This is a genomic window from Desulfovibrio sp. MES5 (assembly GCF_002237645.1).
Classification (GTDB): Bacteria; Desulfobacterota; Desulfovibrionia; order Desulfovibrionales; family Desulfovibrionaceae; genus Desulfovibrio.
Genome location: NZ_MJUZ01000014.1, coordinates 1 through 17,594 on the forward strand (window position 1 = coordinate 1; position 17,594 = coordinate 17,594).

Below are 17,594 nucleotides of genomic sequence, written 5' to 3' on the forward strand. Positions count from 1 at the left end.
TGCTCGGTTACAGCAATTTTGCGGCAAGCCAGGGCAATACTTTCGCCTTGTCCCACAAGAACTTCAACCTCGCGAAGCTTGAAAATGATTTGCTCTGGAGTAAATGCTTTGCGACCCATTTGATGCCCTCCATGGCTCCACCTTATACTAACTTTTTAGGCGGACCAGTTTTTTGGGGGCAGGTCAGCCACCGCCACAGCCGCAGATGTAAAAAGCCCCACACCCCCGACAGATGAAGCTTGTCATGCAGGCGTGATCGGCTTTCCTATCTTCTCGGTGGGACATGCAGGCCATTGCCGCGTACCGTTGTTTTTCGGCATTGCGCTGAGATGACATATTTTTATTCGATTTTTTATCTATCCTTTTGACTCCGGCTATAATGCATTTTATAGTCTTCCCTAAATAATTATCCCTCCCCAATAATGCGATGTTTAAAAACGCCCCGCATTAGAGCAATTCTTGATTCTGGCAAATTTCGTCTGTATTATTGCATGGTTGCAATTTTTTCACACACAGACTTTACTAAGGAGTCGCCTTTGTAACAATTCTATTCTGCTGCATGTATCTCCAGCGTGTTTTTATTGAGGCAATGACATAATTTCAATATGCCGCAAGCATGAGGAGTGGCAGATGCGTTTGAGCCTTACCCACAAATATGTCGGATCCCTGTTTTCAGCTCTCATTACCTGTTGCGCCATTGTTTTGTTTGTATCCATCTATTACATGAAGAAGCCGATACATGAAGAAATGCGCAACAGCATACACCGCATGCAGAATATTGTTCACTCCGCCAATGAAATGACCATCCAGCGGTTTGCTCAAAGTGCCGCCTTTATTGCCGATAACGAGCGCCTGGCCCGCGCGATGGCCTCCAGTGATCATGATGAAGTGTTTACCCTTTCTGAAAAAGCCATGAAGATGGCCAACTCAGACTTTATGTCTGTGACGGATGCCCAGGGTATCGTTATTGCGCGGGGGCATGCCAAGGACAAATACGGCGACAGCATCGCCAAGCAGGAAACCGTCGCCAAAGCCATGATGGGTGTGCCTGCACAGGCTGTGGTGACAGGCCCGCTCAATCCCTTCACGTTGCGCGCATCACAGCCGGTTCTTTACGAAGGGCGGCTGGTGGGAACCATATCCATCGGCGTATCGCTCACCACCCCTGTCTATCTGGACTGGCTCAGTCAGCTTGCCGGGGCCGCAGTCACCATTTTCAAGGGTGATACGCGCGTCATGACAACCATTCTTTTTGAGAACAAACGCGCCGTGGGTACAAAGCTTGATGCCCCGAACATTATTGACGCAGTGCTCGAGCGTGGCGAAACGGTTTTTGTGCATGACAGCATTCTTGGTGTCCCGTATCAGTCAGCGTATTGGCCGGTGAAGGCTGCCGATGGAAAAATTGTTGGCATGTGGTCTACCGGAGCGCCCATCAGCGAACTGAAAAAACTTGAAAACGAGGCGATGTTTACGGCCATCAGTGTGGCCGCCGCTTTGCTGCTGGTGCAGTTGGGCATTTCGGTCTTTGTCGGCTTGCGTGTGAGCGCGCCGGTACGAAAAATAACCAGGTATGCCCTTGATGTGGCCGATGGCAAACAGGATAGCGCGCTGACGGTGCGCGGTTCGGATGATATGGGCATGCTGGCCGATGCCTTGCGCGGTATGGAAAAAAACTTGCGCACACTGGTGTTGGAAACCACTGAAAAGGCCCGAGAAGCCGAAAAGAGCGGTGAAGCCTGTAGAAAGGCAATGCAGGAGGCAGAGTTGGCCAAGGCAAAGGCGGAGCAAGCCAGATGTGATGGCATGTCAAGCGCGGCGGCGCATATTGAAGAAGTTGCCGCCAAGCTCAGCGATTCGGTTTCAGACATTGGCGAGCAGGTGGAAAATACTGATCTCGCTCTGAACCGCGCTGTGTCCAAGCTGGCCGAAATAGCTTCAGCCATGGAAGAAATGAACTCCACAGTGCTTGCGGTCGCCACCAATGCGAGCGGCGCTGCGGATATTTCAGATGCGGCGCGCAAGCTGGCGGAATCTGGCTCCGGCGTGGTTTCTCAGGCCGTATCCAGCATCCAGCAGGTGCAGCAGCAATCGCTGGGCCTCAAGGGCGGCATGACCCAGCTTGACGAACATGCAAGGGCCATCAGCCGCATCATGAACGTCATTTCCGATATTGCCGACCAGACAAACCTGCTGGCCCTTAATGCAGCCATTGAAGCTGCCCGCGCTGGCGACGCTGGCCGGGGATTTGCCGTTGTGGCTGACGAGGTTCGCAAGCTGGCGGAAAAAACTATGACATCCACCACGGATGTGGGCGAGGCCATCCGGGCTATCCAGTCCAGTGCGGCGCAAAGCATTCAGCAGGTTGATGACGCCGTGAACAATATCTCTGTAGCCACGGATTATTCCAATAAATCCGGTCAGGCGCTGCAAGAGATCGTGGGCATGGTGGATAAAACTGCTGACGAGGTGCGCGCCATCGCCACAGCCAGTGAGCAGCAGTCAACCGTAAGTGACGAGATCAGCAAGTCCATTAACGATGTGAACTATCTGACCCACAATACTTCAGAATCTATGAAAGTGGCCCTGCATGAGCTTGATGCGCTACGCCAGCAGACGCAGAGCCTTATGGATCTGGTGGAAAATCTAAAAAAATCCTGACCAGCTGCCTGATTGCGACGCCTTAAAAGAGAAAAGGCCGCGATCGGGTCAAGCCCTGATATGCCCCCATCGGAGCAGACAACGGTATAAAGGCCAGCCCGGCTGAACGTTGTCCCCGATGGGGGCATTTTATGATTAGCAGAAAAAGGCTTTTACAACATTGCGTTCACGCAGAAAACGGCCGGCGATACCCTGAAGAAGACATTCTGGGCAGGGGCGGGCAATGAGAAGTCACGTCCATTGTCGCTAACGTGGCTTGCTTACAAAGCCCCAAATAGCAGTACAGTCGCGCATGAGCGCCTCCACTACGGAACAGGAAAACTTGTAACAAAAATGTTTTGTTGGTGAAGGCGTAAAACAATAATGTATTACGTGACAGCATTAAAACTATTCAACACGTTAATATAAAACACTATTTAAAGTGGAACAAGTAATGCAATTGTTCGAGGCAGTTATACGTCATAAACATCCCGTTCAATAAGGAGTACCTGATGTTCATGAGTTTTCTGTCTCTGGCAAAACGCAAGACATTGCCGGTCATGGTGGCCTGTGGCCTGCTCGTGCCCACCACGGCAAGCCCGGCGCAAGACGCGCCCCAGTATACGGCAACCATCTCTGCCGCCACGAACCCCTTAAGCACACGGGGCATTGTCACCTCGCCCAACTACCTTGCCTCGCAGGCCGGGCTTGAGATTCTGCGCAAAGGCGGAACCGCCGTGGACGCGGCCATTGCCACGGCCTCCACTCTGGCGGTGGTGTATCCGCAGATGTGCACACTGGGCGGCGACAACTTCTGGTTGATCTACAATGCCAAAACCGGCGAATTGAAGGCCCTGAACGCCAGTGGGCGCTCTGGCGAAAAAGCCACCATAGATTTTTACAAATCCAGGGGCGTCTCCAAAATACCTTCGCGCGGCTATCTGGCGGCCAATACTGTTCCGGGCGTCGTCTCGGGCTGGGGAGCGGCGTACGAGTTCAGCAAGGACGGCATGAAGAGCCCCCTGCGCTGGAAAGACCTGCTGGCCTCGGCCATCGACTATGCCGACAAGGGCTTTCCTGTCAGCACCTCGCTGGCTTTCTGGAGCAAGATCAACACCAACCCTGCAGACTCTGAATTCCGCAACCTGCAACGGTTTGACGCCTTCCGCAAAACCTATCTGCACCCTGACGGCAGCCCGTACACAGTGGGTCAGGTCATGCGCCTGCCAGAACTGGCAGCCACACTGCGCCAACTTGCCGATAAAGGCTCCAAGGAATTTTATACAGGCGACATTGCCAAGCGTATTGTGGCCGATTTGCAGGCCAACGGCGGCCTGCTGACGCTCAGCGACTTTGCGGCGCATAAGGCGGACTGGGTAAAGCCCATCTACGCCGACTACCGGGGCTACAAGGCGGCGAACTTTCCCCCCAACACCCAGGGCATGGCTTCGCTGGAAATCCTGAACGTCCTTAACAATTTCGACATCAAGGCCATGGGCGAAGGCACGGCAGACTATTACCATGCCCTGATTGAAGCCACAAAAGAAGCCTTTGCCGACCGCGACAAATACCTTTCTGACCCCGACTTTGTAAAAATCCCTCTGGATTATCTGCTTTCTGCGCAGCATGGCAAAGAGCAGGCCGCACGCATACGCATGGACAAGGCGGCTGAAAAGGTGACTCCCCTTGACCCCAAGGGCGACACCATCTGGCTTGGCGTCGTGGACTCTGAAGGCAATGCCGTTTCACTGATCCAGAGCATCTATCACGACTTCGGCTCGGGCATCGTTGCGGGCGGCACAGGCGTGCTGCTGCAGAACCGGGGCAGCTTCTTTTCGCTTGACCCAAGCCATGTTAACCATCTTGAGCCCCGCAAGCGTACGTTCCATACGCTCAACCCCGCCATGCTGCTCAAAGACGGCAAACCTTTTCTGGTATACGGCACAATGGGCGGCGAAGGCCAACCCCAGACCCAGGCCGCCATTGTCACGCGCGTGGTTGATTTTGGCATGACGCCGCAAGAGGCCATCTCCGCGCCTCGCTGGCTCTATGGCCGCACCTGGGGCGCTGCTTCCAATGACCTCAAGCTCGAAGGGCGAATCCCCCAAAATGTCGTGGATGAACTGCAGCGTCGCGGGCATCCTGTGCGCTCGGTCGAGGACTACACCGATACTATGGGGCATGCCGGGGCCATTCTTGTGGATCAGACCAGCGGCGTGCTCCAGGGGGCGACCGACCCCCGTGGCGACGGCCTCGCCGCTGCGTATTAGAGCGGAGTACCTTTGAAACCCTTGTGGGGGAGGGACCCTTTTGCAAAAGGGTCCCTCCCCCACGTCCCCACCCCCTAAAACTCTTGGCGTATTCCAGCAGTGCGCAAAGAGTTTTCTGATCTGAAGCAGAGGTTGCAGAGACAAGAATGCTCCGCGCCCCCCTGGTCACAACACTCGCCCGGGTACAATCCGCAGTTGCGCCTGTGCAGCAAGCCTTCGTACGACACCCCCTGTACGCTCACACGTCTGAAATGCCTTGTGGGGCTCCCCCCCACACGCATTAACCAATGGCAAAACTGATGCGAGTGCCCGTTGATTCTTTCGACACAACTATACGTTTATCCGACAGCGTGCGATGGCGCGTGAATAATTCTTCAACGACATGCGTAAAATTTCAGCCCGGCTTTGCGCCATAAAGGGAAGAGTTACACGCCCGACATTATCAGCAGTATCACTATCAGCTTTTAATTTGCCTGCCTCCATCAAAGCCATTTTCTCCGTGTAGCATTGCCGACCCCTTGGTGCTAACGTATTCATAAGCATTGCCGCGCCACAACGGTGCGACAAGCATTCACGCCTAATCCCATCATAAAGAGGCTCCTTTTTCCAAAAAACACATATCAGCCAGGAGGCAGATTATGACGCGCCGCGATCTTATCAAACTCCTCAGCATATTGGGCGTCGGCAGCATGCTGCCCTTCGGCCCCAGCGCTTTTGCCGCCCCCCAACCCTCATTGCCCATTCCACCCCTGCTCAAGCCAGACGCCAGTGGCCGTATCCGTTTGAAAATACAACAAGGGCAAAGCCAATGGGGTCATCACCCCACAACCACCTGGGGCTATAACGGCCCCTTGCTAGGCCCGGCCCTGTCCCTCCAGCGCGGACAGAAAGTACAGATGGAAGTGGAGAATGCCCTGAACGAAGACACCGTCGTACACTGGCATGGGCTCAAAATTCCCGGCATGGTCGATGGCGGGCCGCAGACCTCCATTGCCCCCGGCGCACTATGGAAACCGGAACTTGTCATCGACCAGCCCGCAGCGACGTGCTGGTTCCATCCGCATCCGCACGCCAAAACGGGCCGCCAGGTGGCTATGGGCCTTGCGGGACTGGTCCTCATCAACGACGAAGAAAGCCAACGTCTGCCCCTGCCTAAAACCTGGGGCGTGGACGACATTCCGGTAATCCTTCAGGACAAGCGCCTGAACGCCACCGGGCAGATCGACTACACAATGGACGACATCAACGCCGCCATTGGCTGGTTTGGCGATCTTATGCTGACCAACGGCAGCCTGTACCCGCAACACGCCGCCCCACGCGGCTGGCTGCGCCTGCGACTGCTCAACGGCAGCAACGCCCGATCCATGCGGCTGGCCGCCAGCGATGGCCGCCCCCTGTACGTCATTGCCAGCGACGGAGGTTTTCTTGCAGAACCTGTAAAACTCACGGAACTGCCTATCCTCATGGCCGAACGTTTCGAAGTGCTTGTTGACCTGCGCGACGGCAAAGCCTTTGACCTTGTAACCCTGCCAGTCAGGCAAATGGGCATGACCCTGCCGCCATTTGACCGCTCCCTGCCCGTGCTGCGCATACAACCTACTGAAAACAAAGGCCATGCAGCGATGCCAGACCAGCTTGCCGCGCTGCCGCCCTTGCCGGGACTTGAAGGCCTGCCCGTCAGAACGCTGAAACTCTCTATGGACCCCAGACTCGACCAGCGGGGTATGGAGCAGTTGATGCAGCGGTACGGTCACGCGGCAATGGCCGGAATGAGCATGGACATGCACGGCGGAGCAATGGCTGCCTCTGATCCGCATGCGGGGCACGGATCAATGAACATGCCCGCCTCCGGGCAGGGCATGGGACACAACACGGCCCAAAGTATGGATCAGGGCATGAATCACGGCATGAATGGCGGTATGGGACACAGCATGGGGCAAGGCCAGGATGCCGGCATGGGCCACGGCATGTCCGACATGCCCAATCAGGGGATGAACCATGGCGCTATGAATATGGGCGCATCACAGCAAGCCTCCGGCCCCTTTGACCTCTGGCGCAGCAATTACATCAACGGTCAGGCCTTCATGATGAACAAGCCCATGTTTGACGCCAAAAAGGGCCAGTACGAACGCTGGATTATCTCTGGCGTCGGCGACATGATGCTGCATCCCTTCCATATTCACGGCACGCAGTTCCGCATTTTGTCAGAAGATGGAGCGCCGCCGCAAAAGCACCGCAGCGGATTCAAGGATGTCGTCCGCGTTGAGGGCAAGGTGAGCGAGGTGCTGGTGCGCTTTGACCACCTTGCCCCCAAGGAACACGCCTACATGGCCCACTGCCATTTGCTTGAGCATGAAGACACCGGCATGATGCTGGCATTCACGGTGAGCGGCTAGGAAAACGCTGATTTATTCCGTTTGGCGGCGTTGCTTCACTTTTTTTGAAACAGTCGAGGACGGAAGAGTCCACTCCTGCTTCAAAAAATGATCGCGCCTTGCCAAACGAAACAACTGCGCGTTTCCAATAGCTCTTTAATCAGTGCTTTCCTAAATTTGCAGGTTGTGCTGTCCTGCGTGGTGACATTGCATTGCAGGTAATACGATAAAGGGAGGCTATTGCCTCCCTTTATCGTCCAGAACGTATCTCTCGGCCGTAGTGATAAAAATCTATACGTGCATCCGTCAGCAGCGAGGCAGCGCCGTTACCCCATTGTGCTGCTACCCCATTGTACTACTGCTCAAACTCGCGCAGCAGGCTTTCCATAAAGGCATCCAGCTTGTCCTGCGCGGCCTGATCCAGGCCCAGCACAGTGGCTGAATGCAGCTGCTTTTCGCTCAACTGATCAATCACGGGCAGGGGCACACAACGGCCCGGCAAATGGTCCAGAGCGGGAAGATTGGCGGCCTGTTCGGCGCTGGCCCGGTTAAGAATCAGCGTCTGCCTGTTCAGCCCAAGATCCGCAGCCATGCGCGACACTTGCCCCGCTGTTTGCAGCGAACGCATGCTCGGCTCCGAAACCACAAGCAGGTGATCCACATGCGCCACCGTGCCGCGACCAAGGTGCTCTACCCCGGCTTCCATATCCACCAGAACCCAGTCGTTGCGCTCAAGCACCAGATGCGCCAGCAAGGCCTTGAGCAAGGCGCTGGCTTCACAGGCGCAGCCTCCATTGGCCGAGGTAAGCGCCCCCATAACCAGCAGGCGTTTTTCGCCCACGGGTCTCTCGCCCAGCGGCGGCCCGCAGACCTTCAAGGGGGCGGAAAGTATTTCAGGCAAATCACTGACATGCGGGTTCAGCATCATCATGCCGCCCTGCCCCGCTGGCCGTATGCGTTCCTGCACAAGCTCGGGCCGCTGGCTCAGGGCAATGGGCATTGCAGCCATGTCCAGCCCGCAGGCCTGACCAAGGGACAAAGCCGTGTCCGCATCCACCAGCCACACGTTATGCCCCTGGCGTGCGAGGTAGTCGCCAAGCCAGGCCGTCATGGTGGTTTTGCCCACGCCCCCCTTGCCGGAAACAGCAATCTTCATAACAACTCCTGAAACAGTTTGGCGTGAAAGAACCCGGGCGCATCGTAAACAGACATTCTGACCGTGGCGGCGAAAGTTCGCCGCCTCCGCCGCCACGGCGGAATGCCGGATTGCAGCGTCTTACGCGTTCAGGCCAAGCGCCAGACGCTTGCTTGTGATGCGCTTGTTCAGCAGCTCTGCCGCCTTCACCGGGTCTGGCTCCACCACAAAGGATGCGCCCACCAGACCTTCCAGACCGTTCAGGGCTATATCCGTCACCAACTGCGAGCCCAGAATATTGGGCGGCAGGCCCAGGTGCGTGTATACGCCGCTGGCCACGGCATACATGCCAATGGCCGCGGCCTTTTCCGAGTACCATTCCGGCGCGGAAGCAACCACAGGCAGATCAGAAATATCCACGCCAAGGCTGTTGGCGATCAGCGCGCACAACTGCATGATACGGGCGTTGTCCACGCAGCTGCCCATATGCAGCACTGGCGGTATGCCCAGCGCGCCGCACAGACTGCGCAGCCCCGGACCGGCCATTTCGGCCCCCTCGGGCATCAGCAGCCCGGCCTTGCCCGCCGCCGTCGTCACGCAGCCCGTAACAAGCACCATGATATCGTTCTTGATGAGCTCCTTGATGATGCCCACATTGGACGAATCCTGCTTGATCTTGGGATTGTTGCAGCCCACCACCGCCGCAAAGCCGCGCACTGTTCCCCCCTTGACGGCGTCCAGCAGAGGCTCGAGCGAACCGCCCAAGGCTTCAAGAATGGCCTCGTTGGAAAATCCGGTCATGATGTCCACCGGCTCAACGGGAATGTCCACCCGGCCGGGATCGCGCTCGACAAAGGCGTCAATGGCCATGTGCAGGATTTTGTGCGCCTCTTCGCGCGCGTTTTCTGGCGTAAAATTCATGTGAATGGCCCCGGTAAAGCGGGCCTTGGCGGCAGTATCAATGAAGCGGGTGTGGTAACAGGCCGAAATCTGCACAAGGCTTGGCATGATGCACTGGTAGTCCACCACTACGGCTTCCACCGCGCCGGTCACAATGGCCAGTTCGGTCATCAGGTGGTTGCCCGCCATAGGAATGCCCTGGCGCATGAGCAGTTCATTGCCCGTACAGCACAGCCCGGCCACGGTGATGCCCTGGGCTCCGGCCTTTTTGGCGCGTTCGACCATTTCCGGCTCACGGGCGGCCATAAGTATCATTTCGGAAACAACAGGATTGTGCCCGTGTACCAGAATGTTGACGGTTTCCTTTTTAATGACGCCCAGGTTCACTGTGGATTTGCGTGGGGTGGGAGTGCCGAAAAGGATGTCGCACAGCTCGGTGGCGATCATTGACCCGGCCCAGCCGTCGGACAAGGCGCAACGGGCGGCGTGCAGCAGTGTGTTGGGAGCGTCGTTGTCGCAGCCCATATGGGTGCGGTGCATCATTTCGGCAATTTCACGGTCAACGCCGCGCGGCATAATATTCAGCTTCTTCCAGATTTCCTTGCGCTTGGCAGGAACACGCGACACAAAGTTCACTGCTTTGCGTCTGCTGCCGAAGTCACTGTAACAGGCGTCCACCACATCGGCGGCCACGTCGTTCATGGCGCGGCCTTCAACGGCTATGCCCAGTTCCGCCGCGATGCGCAGCAGTTTGGCCGCATCACGGATCTGATAGTCTGCGGCCTTGCCTTCCACCACAGCCTCAAGGGTTTCAATAACGTCCCGCCCGTGATCGGAATGCCCGGCAGAACCCCCGGCAATAAAGCGCCCGAAGTTGCGCGCCACAATGACATCCGCATCTGCCCCGCACACCCCGCGTGAAAGTTTGCCGCCGGGTTCGGCCTTGGCGCTGATGCGGCACGGCCCCATGACGCAGTTACGGCAGGTTGTGCCGAGTTCGCAAAAACGGCAGTGCGGCGTCTGCTGCGCCAGCCTGTCCCATGCGGTTTCGACGCCGTCTTTGCGCGCCTTTTCCAGCATACGTTTGGCGTCATCCCAAATGGACATTTCGTTAATGTCTAACAGCTTGTCGTTCATAATGCCCTCGCTCGCGCTGAGTGTTGCTGCCCTCAGGCAGGGCACGCAGATGCATGCCTTTGATACCAACATAGCATTCCGCAAGGAATTCGTCTGTCAGCTACCCGACAAAGGGAGCAATCCTTTTCAAGGGGCCGTCACGCCGCATCAATGACAAAAAATGATCTGGCTGACGCAGGGCTGCGCGGTAGAAAACCAGGCGGCAATATATACGCGGGTTTATGGCGGTTGCGCGGGACTGCGGGCCGCTGTCAGGCTGATACGTTCAGGGTCAGAAAGGTTCAAGGAAGCACTGATTAAAGAGCCTCTTGGAAACGCGCAGTTGTTTCGTTTGGCAAGGCGCGATCTTTTTTTGAAGCAGGAGTGGACTCTTCCGTCCTCGACTCTTGCATCCTCGACTGTTTCAAAAAAGTGGAGCAACACCGCCAAACGGAATAAACCAGCGCTTCCCTAATGCAGCAGTTCGCGCAAACGGTCTTCGTCCAGAATGCGGTACAGGCCGCGCTGCTCTTTTTGCAGGATGCCCAGACGGGTAAAGTCGGTAAGCAGGGTGGAGATGGTCTGGCGTGACGTGCCGAGCGTCTGCGCCAGCATTTCGCCGGAGAGGGGCAGCCGGATAAGCCGCTCCTGCGAGTTGCCTTCATTTTCGTGGGCAAGGTCGATGAGCAGCCGTGCCAACCGCACGGTCACGTCACGCAGGGCAAGGCCGTCGATAATGCTGAAACAGCTTTTCAGCATGCCGCCCAGCACCCGCACAATAGGTACGGTAAACTCGGGTATGGTCATCATACACCGGTTGAACGTCGGCGTATCAAGCAACAGAAGAACGGCGTCTTCCAGCACCTGCACAAAGGCGTTTGAGTGGCTCACATAGAGGTCGCCGGGCTTGAGAAAGGCAATGGTGAACTCCCGGTCGCCATAGGAAAGATAGATGCGCACCAGGCCGGATTTGACTATGAAGACAAAATTGCCCTTCTGCTGTTTCTCCTGCTCCTGCTCCGCAAGGTCGTCATCATATTGGGGGGCGAAAATAATGGCCTGCCGGGCATAGCGTTTTTCATGAAAAGCAGACAGCAGGGGGGCCAGCTCCGGCCGGGCAAGTTCGTCCAGTAGATTGATATTACTGAATTTCATGCAGCCCCCTTTTTTCATGGCCCTTGCTTGCCGCAAATCGGCACTGCCACGGTTTTCATATCTTTCCTGACCCGGAGCAGTTTGCCGCCCCCGCTCGCAACCAGAGGCGAGCAGACAACCCATGCAGGCATCAAAAGAGAGCGGACACCAAGAGAATAGACGCTGCACGAAGAGTGTCAACACAAAGGGGCATGCTGGCTTCTCTATGCCAACATGCCCCTTTGCGAATGAATCCGGCCGCGCGCCTGCGGACGGGAATATTGCCCCAGAGCAGTCAACGTAGGAAACGGGTTAACTGCCCTGCAAGGATTTTCAGAAAAATCCCAGCCTCGAAACGTGAGCAGGCAGGCTTTTCAGCCGTATGCGAGTATTTCAAGCGTTACCTGCTTTAAGGTTTTTCCGGCGCCATGCCTGTAAAACAGCCATCCGGCAATAATCCGCCCTGCCGCTACGAAGCGCCGCGCGCCTCTGATCCTGGCGTCATCACTACCGTTCTTGAACCCATTACGCTCGAGGGCAGATATTTTTTGAAATCAATATCGTATTTTTTCATTTTATAATAAATAATACGATATGTTATATTCAAATCTCGCGCGGCCTGGTGTATGTTGCCTCCGGCCTTGGCCAGAGCGCTGACAATGAGTTCACGCTCCACATTGGCCACGGTTTCCGTCAGGCCCAGAGCGCCCGTCGTCCAGATGGGCGTGCCGCTCTTTTCACCCTGGAGCATGCCCGGCAAATGGTGCGAGCGCAGCACGGCGTCGTCGCAGATAAGCACCGCCCTTTCCAGCACGTTGCGCAGCTCGCGCACGTTGCCGGGCCAGTGGTAGGCAAGCAGGATATCAATGGCCGGGGTTGAGACGCGCCGCACAGGCCTCCCGTATTCCTTGCTGAACATCTCTATAAAGTGCTCAACCATAGGCAGTATGTCTTCCGGCCGCTCCCTCAGAGGCGGAATGAACACGGGAAAAACATTGATGCGGTAGTACAGGTCTTCACGAAACAGCCCCTGCTCCACCAGTTCTTCCAGCGGGCGGTTGGTGGCGCAGACCAGACGCACGTCGACCTTGATTCGCCGCTCATCGCCCAGAGGCTGAATCTCGCCCTCCTGCAGGGCCCGCAGCACCTTGGCCTGGGCTATGGCCGACAGATCGCCCACTTCATCCAGAAAAAGCGTGCCCCCATCCGCCTGACGGAACAGGCCCGCCCTGTTCTGCACGGCCCCGGTAAAGGCCCCCTTGCGCCAGCCGAACAGCTCGCCCTCGATAAGCTCTGAGGGCAGGGCCGCGCAGTTGAGCATCACCAACGGATTATTACGCCGGGGGCTGGCCGCGTGCAGGGCCTGCGCCATAAGCTCCTTGCCCACGCCCGACTCGCCCCGCAGCAGCACCGTGGCCTTGCCCGCCCCGGCCTGCGTCAGACGTCGCAATACATGATGCATGCTTTTGGACCGCGCGATGATGGAGGATGGCAGCCCGCTGGCCACGGGTTCGTCAGCCAGTATGCAGGCGTGCCTTCTGCTCAGCTCTTCCTGCAGCCAGGCCACCTGCCTGCCCACCAGCGTGGCCACGGTCTGTAAAAAATGGCGGCGCAGGTCCAGTTCGTCCTGGGGCGCTGTGGGCGTATCGGCGCTGAGAATGCCCACCACCTCGGACTTGTCGCCGTTTTCCACATGCACAGGCACGCAGATAAAGGCCAGGCGGGCCATTTCTTCTTCACTGCGGCCGAACAGACGGTTCTTGAAATCCGCCCGCCCGCGCATACAGGACACAATAATGGGACGCCCCTCGGCAAAGACCTGCCCCGTGATGCCCGACCCCGGCGCATAGGCCGCCTCCGGCGCGTCGGCCTGATCGTAGGACAAAGACAGCCGCAACTCGCCGCTGTCAGGATCCTGCACCACGATGTGCGGCCTGTCGAAATGCATGTCTTCAGCAAGGGCCGCCAGAAGTTCCTGCAAGGATTCTTGAAAGGAATGGCCGGGCGAAAGGGCCGTCAGCACCCGGTCAAGGGTATCGAGACATTGCCCCGCATTCATAAATAACAGGGAGGGTGACGCATCGCACTGCACGGTGGCCTCGCTTCCAGGATTGAACCGGAATTCCCGGTACGGGCGATATCCGCACAAAAGGCGGAAACGGCATGGCCGCCGACTGGCGGAGCATGCGACGCACGGCAACAGGCATACCCGCCTGCCGTTGCCTGACTGAAACCTGGGGGGAGGTGGAGCCGAAAGACTCCATAGGTACAGCGACATCTCGGAATTGCAGCATGGCCCTTGCGGCCAGCCGGAGCCGACCCGAAGGCTGGTCTCCTTGTTCGCCTGAAATATATCCACAGGCCGACCTGACGTCAAAAAGAATCCGCATGCCCAATCCGGGGGGCGTGCGGCCTCCCGCGTACCCGGCGCACAGGCCCGCATGCCGCGCCTTACCCGCCCCTTTCAGCCCTCTGCATACAAAAATGTACCGTTACAGCCCGAGCAGGTTCATTTTTTGCCTTTTAAGCAAATAAATGCAGCTTATTGACAAAATTATCCTCCCCGTGGAGCACACAGCCCGCATAGCACAAATTGGTACCGCACACCCTCCACCATTATAAATAATACAAAGTAAATAAACATCTTATGTGAAGGGCACACTTTCTGCACAAAGCGTGACAAGCGCATAGGCGCGCAACCATCAAAGCAAGAGGGGATCTCATGCGCCAGGTAGCAATTTACGGCAAGGGCGGCATCGGCAAGTCCACCACCACACAGAACCTCAATGCCGGTCTCGGCGAAATGGGCAAGCACATCATGATCGTGGGCTGTGACCCCAAGGCGGACTCGACCCGTCTCATCCTCGGCGGCCTTGCCCAGCAGAGCGTGCTCGACACACTGCGTGAGGAAGGCGAGGACATCGACCTTGATCTGGTGCTCAAAGAAGGCTTCAAGGGCATCCGCTGCGTGGAATCCGGCGGCCCAGAACCGGGCGTGGGCTGCGCCGGGCGCGGCATCATCACTTCCATCGGCCTTCTGGAACGCCTCGGCGCGTACACCGAGGACCTTGACTACGTGTTCTACGACGTCCTCGGCGACGTTGTCTGCGGCGGCTTTGCCATGCCCATCCGTGAAGGCAAGGCCCAGGAAATCTACATCGTGGCTTCTGGCGAAATGATGGCGCTCTACGCCGCCAACAACATCTGCAAGGGTGTAAAAAAATACGCCAATACCGGCGGCGTGCGCCTTGGCGGCATCATCTGCAACAGCCGCAAGGTTGACGGCGAGGCCGAGCTTGTGGCCGCCGTTGCCAAGGAAATCGGCAGCCAGATGATCCACTTCGTCCCGCGCGACAACATGGTGCAAAGGGCTGAAATCAACAAGCAGACGGTCATCGAGTTTGATCCCTCCTGCGGACAGGCCGACGAATACCGCACCCTGGCCCAAAAGATCGACGGCAACGACATGTTCGTCATTCCCAAGCCTCTGAGCCAGGAAAGGCTTGAAGAACTGCTGATGGAACACGGCATCCTGGACGCATAGAGATTTTGCGAAAGAAATTGTGCGACGGAACCACGCATTCCACAGGCAACCGTCCCTCAGAAATGGCGCAACGCAAACAGACCGCGCCTGAACAACAGGGACGGCTTCCCCAACTGCCGGAACAGCTCTGCTGCTTCAGGCGACGCAAGACAAGGGAGAACACACATGCAGATGATCCGCACCATCATTCGCCCCGAAAAAACCACTGAAGTGCTTTCCGAGCTCATGTCCGCCGGGTTTCCCGCGGTCACCAAGCTGGATGTGGTGGGCCGGGGCAAGCAGAAAGGCATCATGGTCGGCGATGTGCAGTACGACGAAATTCCCAAGCAGATGCTCATGCTTGTGGTCAACGATGAAGATAAGGACGACGCCATCCGCGTTATCCTGCACGTAGCCCGCACAGGCGAAAACGGGCACTACGGCGACGGACGCGTCTTTGTGTCCTCCGTCAGCGAGGCCTGGACCATCAGCACCGGCAAGGCCGGTTTGTAGGAGGCCGCCATGCAGGAGATTGTCGCCATTGTGCGGTCCAATATGGTCGGCCCCACAAAAAAAGCCCTGACCAAGGCGGGCTGCCCCTCATTCAGCTGCGCCAAATGTCTTGGCCGGGGTAAAAAAGGTATGGATAACGCTACCCTGCGTATGGTTATGGAAAACGGCGAACTGCCGCGCACCCCCACGGGGGAATCGCTGACCGAGGTGGGCCGGCTCATCCCCAAGCGCCTGTTCAACATCTGCGTGCCCGACGACAAGGCCGAAGCCGTGGTTAAGGCCATCATTGAAGCCAACGGCACAAGCCACCCCGGCGACGGCAAGATATTCGTCATGCCGGTGGAAGAATCCTACGTGGTCCGCACGGGCGAGCGCGTTGACGCATAAGGAAGGTAGTTATGACTATGGACGCCAGCGCCAAAGTGCTTGAGCGCTATAACGCCAAGGTATTCAAGAACCGCAAGGAGCACATGCTCCGCATCAATCCGGAAGAGGCGCAGCAGATTACGGCCAACACCCGCGCCATCCCCGGCATAATGACCAACCGCGGCTGCTGTTACGCAGGCTGCAAGGGCGTGGTGCTCGGCCCCATCAAGGATATGGTGCTCATAACCCATGGCCCCGTGGGCTGCGGCTTTTACAGCTGGGGCACACGCCGCAACAAGGCCAGGGCTGAAGAAGGCGAACCCAACTTCATCCAGTACTGCTTCACCACCGATCTGCAGGAGCCGGACATCGTTTTTGGCGGCACCAAAAAACTCAAGACCGCCATTGACGAAATCATGCAGCTCATGAGCCCCAAGACCATCATGATAGCGGCCACCTGCCCCGTGGGCCTCATCGGCGACGACATCCAGGCCGTGGCCGCCGAGGCCGAAGAGCAGTACGGCATCCGCTGCGTGGCCTACAACTGCGAAGGCTACAAGGGCGTCAGCCAGTCCGCCGGGCACCATATCGCCAACAACGGCCTCATGAAGCGAGTCATCGGCACGGGCAGCTACGAGCCAGCTACCAAGTATTCCGTCAACATTCTTGGCGAATACAACATCGGCGGCGACGGATGGGAGCAGGAACGCATACTGCAAAAGATTGGCTATGAAGTGGTCTCCGTCTTCACGGGCAACGGCGAGATCGAGCGCATCGCCAGTTCCCACAAGGCCAACCTAAACCTTGTGCAGTGCCACCGCTCCATCAACTACATCGCCGAAATGATGAAGACCAAGTACGGCGTTGACTGGCTCAAGGTCAACTTCATCGGTCTTGAAGGCACCATCGAAAGCCTGCGCCACATGGCCGCCTACTTTGGCGACCCTGCCCTCATCCAGCGCACGGAAGAGGTCATTGCCGAGGAACTGGCCGAGGTTCAGGACGAAATGGCCGCCGCCAAGGCCCGCCTCAACGGCCTTACCGCCGCGCTCTTCGTGGGCGGCAGCCGCTCGCACCACTACCAGGGGCTGCTCAAGGAACTGGGCGTGCGCACCGTGCTGGCGGGCTATGAATTCGGCCACCGCGATGACTATGAAGGCCGCGAAGTCATCCCCGACATCAAGGACGACGCCGACAGCAAGAACATCGAACACATCACCGTCGAAAAGGACGAAAAGAAGTACCACGCCTATCTCACCCAGGAAGAGTACGACAAGCTAGCCGCGCTGATTCCTCTGGAAAAATACGACGGCATGATCCGCGACATGGACGCGGGAACCTTTGTGGTGGACGACCTCAACATGTACGAGGCCGACAAGTTTATGGAAGTTCTCAAACCGGACATGTTTTTCTCCGGCATCAAGGACAAGTACGCCCTGCAAAAGGCCGGCACGCTCTCCCGTCAGTTGCACAGCTATGACTACAGCGGCCCCTACGCTGGCTTCAAGGGCGCTGTGCAGTTCGCCAAAGACGTCTGCCTTGGCTACTTCACCCCGGCGTGGCGCATGGTCACTCCGCCCTGGAAGACCCGCGCCACCCTGCAAGGCACAGTGGGAGAATAG

General features: G+C 57.4%; 12 protein-coding genes and 1 pseudogene. 8 read left to right on the forward strand and 5 right to left on the reverse strand.

The window, feature by feature from the left end; genetic code table 11:
* Positions 1 to 119 (reverse strand): annotated as a pseudogene (locus BCS36_RS05115) (IS3 family transposase); the annotation flags it as partial.
* 511 nt (positions 120 to 630) lie between these two features.
* Here BCS36_RS05115 and BCS36_RS05120 point away from each other — a divergent pair.
* From BCS36_RS05120 to cueO, 3 genes are all read left to right on the forward strand, one after another.
* Positions 631 to 2,661, forward strand: coding sequence for a methyl-accepting chemotaxis protein (locus tag BCS36_RS05120; RefSeq protein WP_291301836.1), 2,031 nt, complete (start codon positions 631 to 633; stop codon positions 2,659 to 2,661).
* A 491-nt stretch (positions 2,662 to 3,152) separates the two neighbouring features.
* On the forward strand, positions 3,153 to 4,910 hold the full coding sequence (gene ggt / locus BCS36_RS05125) for a gamma-glutamyltransferase (RefSeq protein WP_291301837.1): 1,758 nt from the start codon (positions 3,153 to 3,155) through the stop codon (positions 4,908 to 4,910).
* A 638-nt stretch (positions 4,911 to 5,548) separates the two neighbouring features.
* On the forward strand, positions 5,549 to 7,306 hold the full coding sequence (cueO, locus tag BCS36_RS05130) for a multicopper oxidase CueO (protein WP_291301838.1): 1,758 nt from the start codon (positions 5,549 to 5,551) through the stop codon (positions 7,304 to 7,306).
* 334 nt (positions 7,307 to 7,640) lie between these two features.
* Here cueO and BCS36_RS05135 read toward each other — a convergent pair whose 3' ends face one another.
* Together BCS36_RS05135 and cooS are read right to left on the reverse strand one after the other, a co-directional pair.
* Positions 7,641 to 8,441, reverse strand: a complete 801-nt coding sequence (locus tag BCS36_RS05135; RefSeq protein ID WP_291301839.1) for a P-loop NTPase — start codon at positions 8,439 to 8,441, stop codon at positions 7,641 to 7,643.
* A gap of 120 nt (positions 8,442 to 8,561) precedes the next feature.
* Positions 8,562 to 10,457 carry an anaerobic carbon-monoxide dehydrogenase catalytic subunit gene (gene cooS / locus BCS36_RS05140; RefSeq protein ID WP_291301840.1) on the reverse strand — a complete coding sequence of 632 codons (1,896 nt, stop codon included), beginning with the start codon at positions 10,455 to 10,457 and terminating at the stop codon, positions 8,562 to 8,564.
* Between the two features lie 160 nt (positions 10,458 to 10,617).
* On the opposite strand from cooS, the gene BCS36_RS05145 reads away from it, so the two are divergent.
* Positions 10,618 to 10,911, forward strand: coding sequence for a hypothetical protein (locus BCS36_RS05145; protein WP_291301841.1), 294 nt, complete (start codon positions 10,618 to 10,620; stop codon positions 10,909 to 10,911).
* On the opposite strand, the gene BCS36_RS05150 is transcribed toward BCS36_RS05145, so the two are convergent.
* Together BCS36_RS05150 and BCS36_RS05155 are read right to left on the reverse strand one after the other, a co-directional pair.
* Positions 10,908 to 11,591, reverse strand: a complete 684-nt coding sequence (locus tag BCS36_RS05150) for a Crp/Fnr family transcriptional regulator (protein WP_291301842.1) — start codon at positions 11,589 to 11,591, stop codon at positions 10,908 to 10,910. The genes BCS36_RS05145 and BCS36_RS05150 overlap by 4 nt on opposite strands.
* Before the next feature lie 448 nt (positions 11,592 to 12,039).
* Positions 12,040 to 13,662, reverse strand: coding sequence for a sigma 54-interacting transcriptional regulator (locus tag BCS36_RS05155; RefSeq protein ID WP_367209212.1), 1,623 nt, complete (start codon positions 13,660 to 13,662; stop codon positions 12,040 to 12,042).
* Positions 13,663 to 14,292: 630 nt separating this feature from the next.
* Here BCS36_RS05155 and nifH point away from each other — a divergent pair.
* The 4 genes from nifH (at position 14,293) to BCS36_RS05175 (ending at position 17,594) form a co-directional block, all read left to right on the forward strand.
* Complete coding sequence (nifH, locus tag BCS36_RS05160) at positions 14,293 to 15,114, forward strand: nitrogenase iron protein (protein ID WP_291301843.1); 822 nt, start codon at positions 14,293 to 14,295, stop codon at positions 15,112 to 15,114.
* A 165-nt stretch (positions 15,115 to 15,279) separates the two neighbouring features.
* Positions 15,280 to 15,606 carry a P-II family nitrogen regulator gene (locus tag BCS36_RS05165; protein WP_291301844.1) on the forward strand — a complete coding sequence of 109 codons (327 nt, stop codon included), beginning with the start codon at positions 15,280 to 15,282 and terminating at the stop codon, positions 15,604 to 15,606.
* Between the two features lie 9 nt (positions 15,607 to 15,615).
* Positions 15,616 to 15,993, forward strand: a complete 378-nt coding sequence (locus BCS36_RS05170) for a P-II family nitrogen regulator (protein ID WP_291301845.1) — start codon at positions 15,616 to 15,618, stop codon at positions 15,991 to 15,993.
* 11 nt (positions 15,994 to 16,004) lie between these two features.
* Complete coding sequence (locus BCS36_RS05175) at positions 16,005 to 17,594, forward strand: nitrogenase component I subunit alpha (RefSeq protein ID WP_291301846.1); 1,590 nt, start codon at positions 16,005 to 16,007, stop codon at positions 17,592 to 17,594.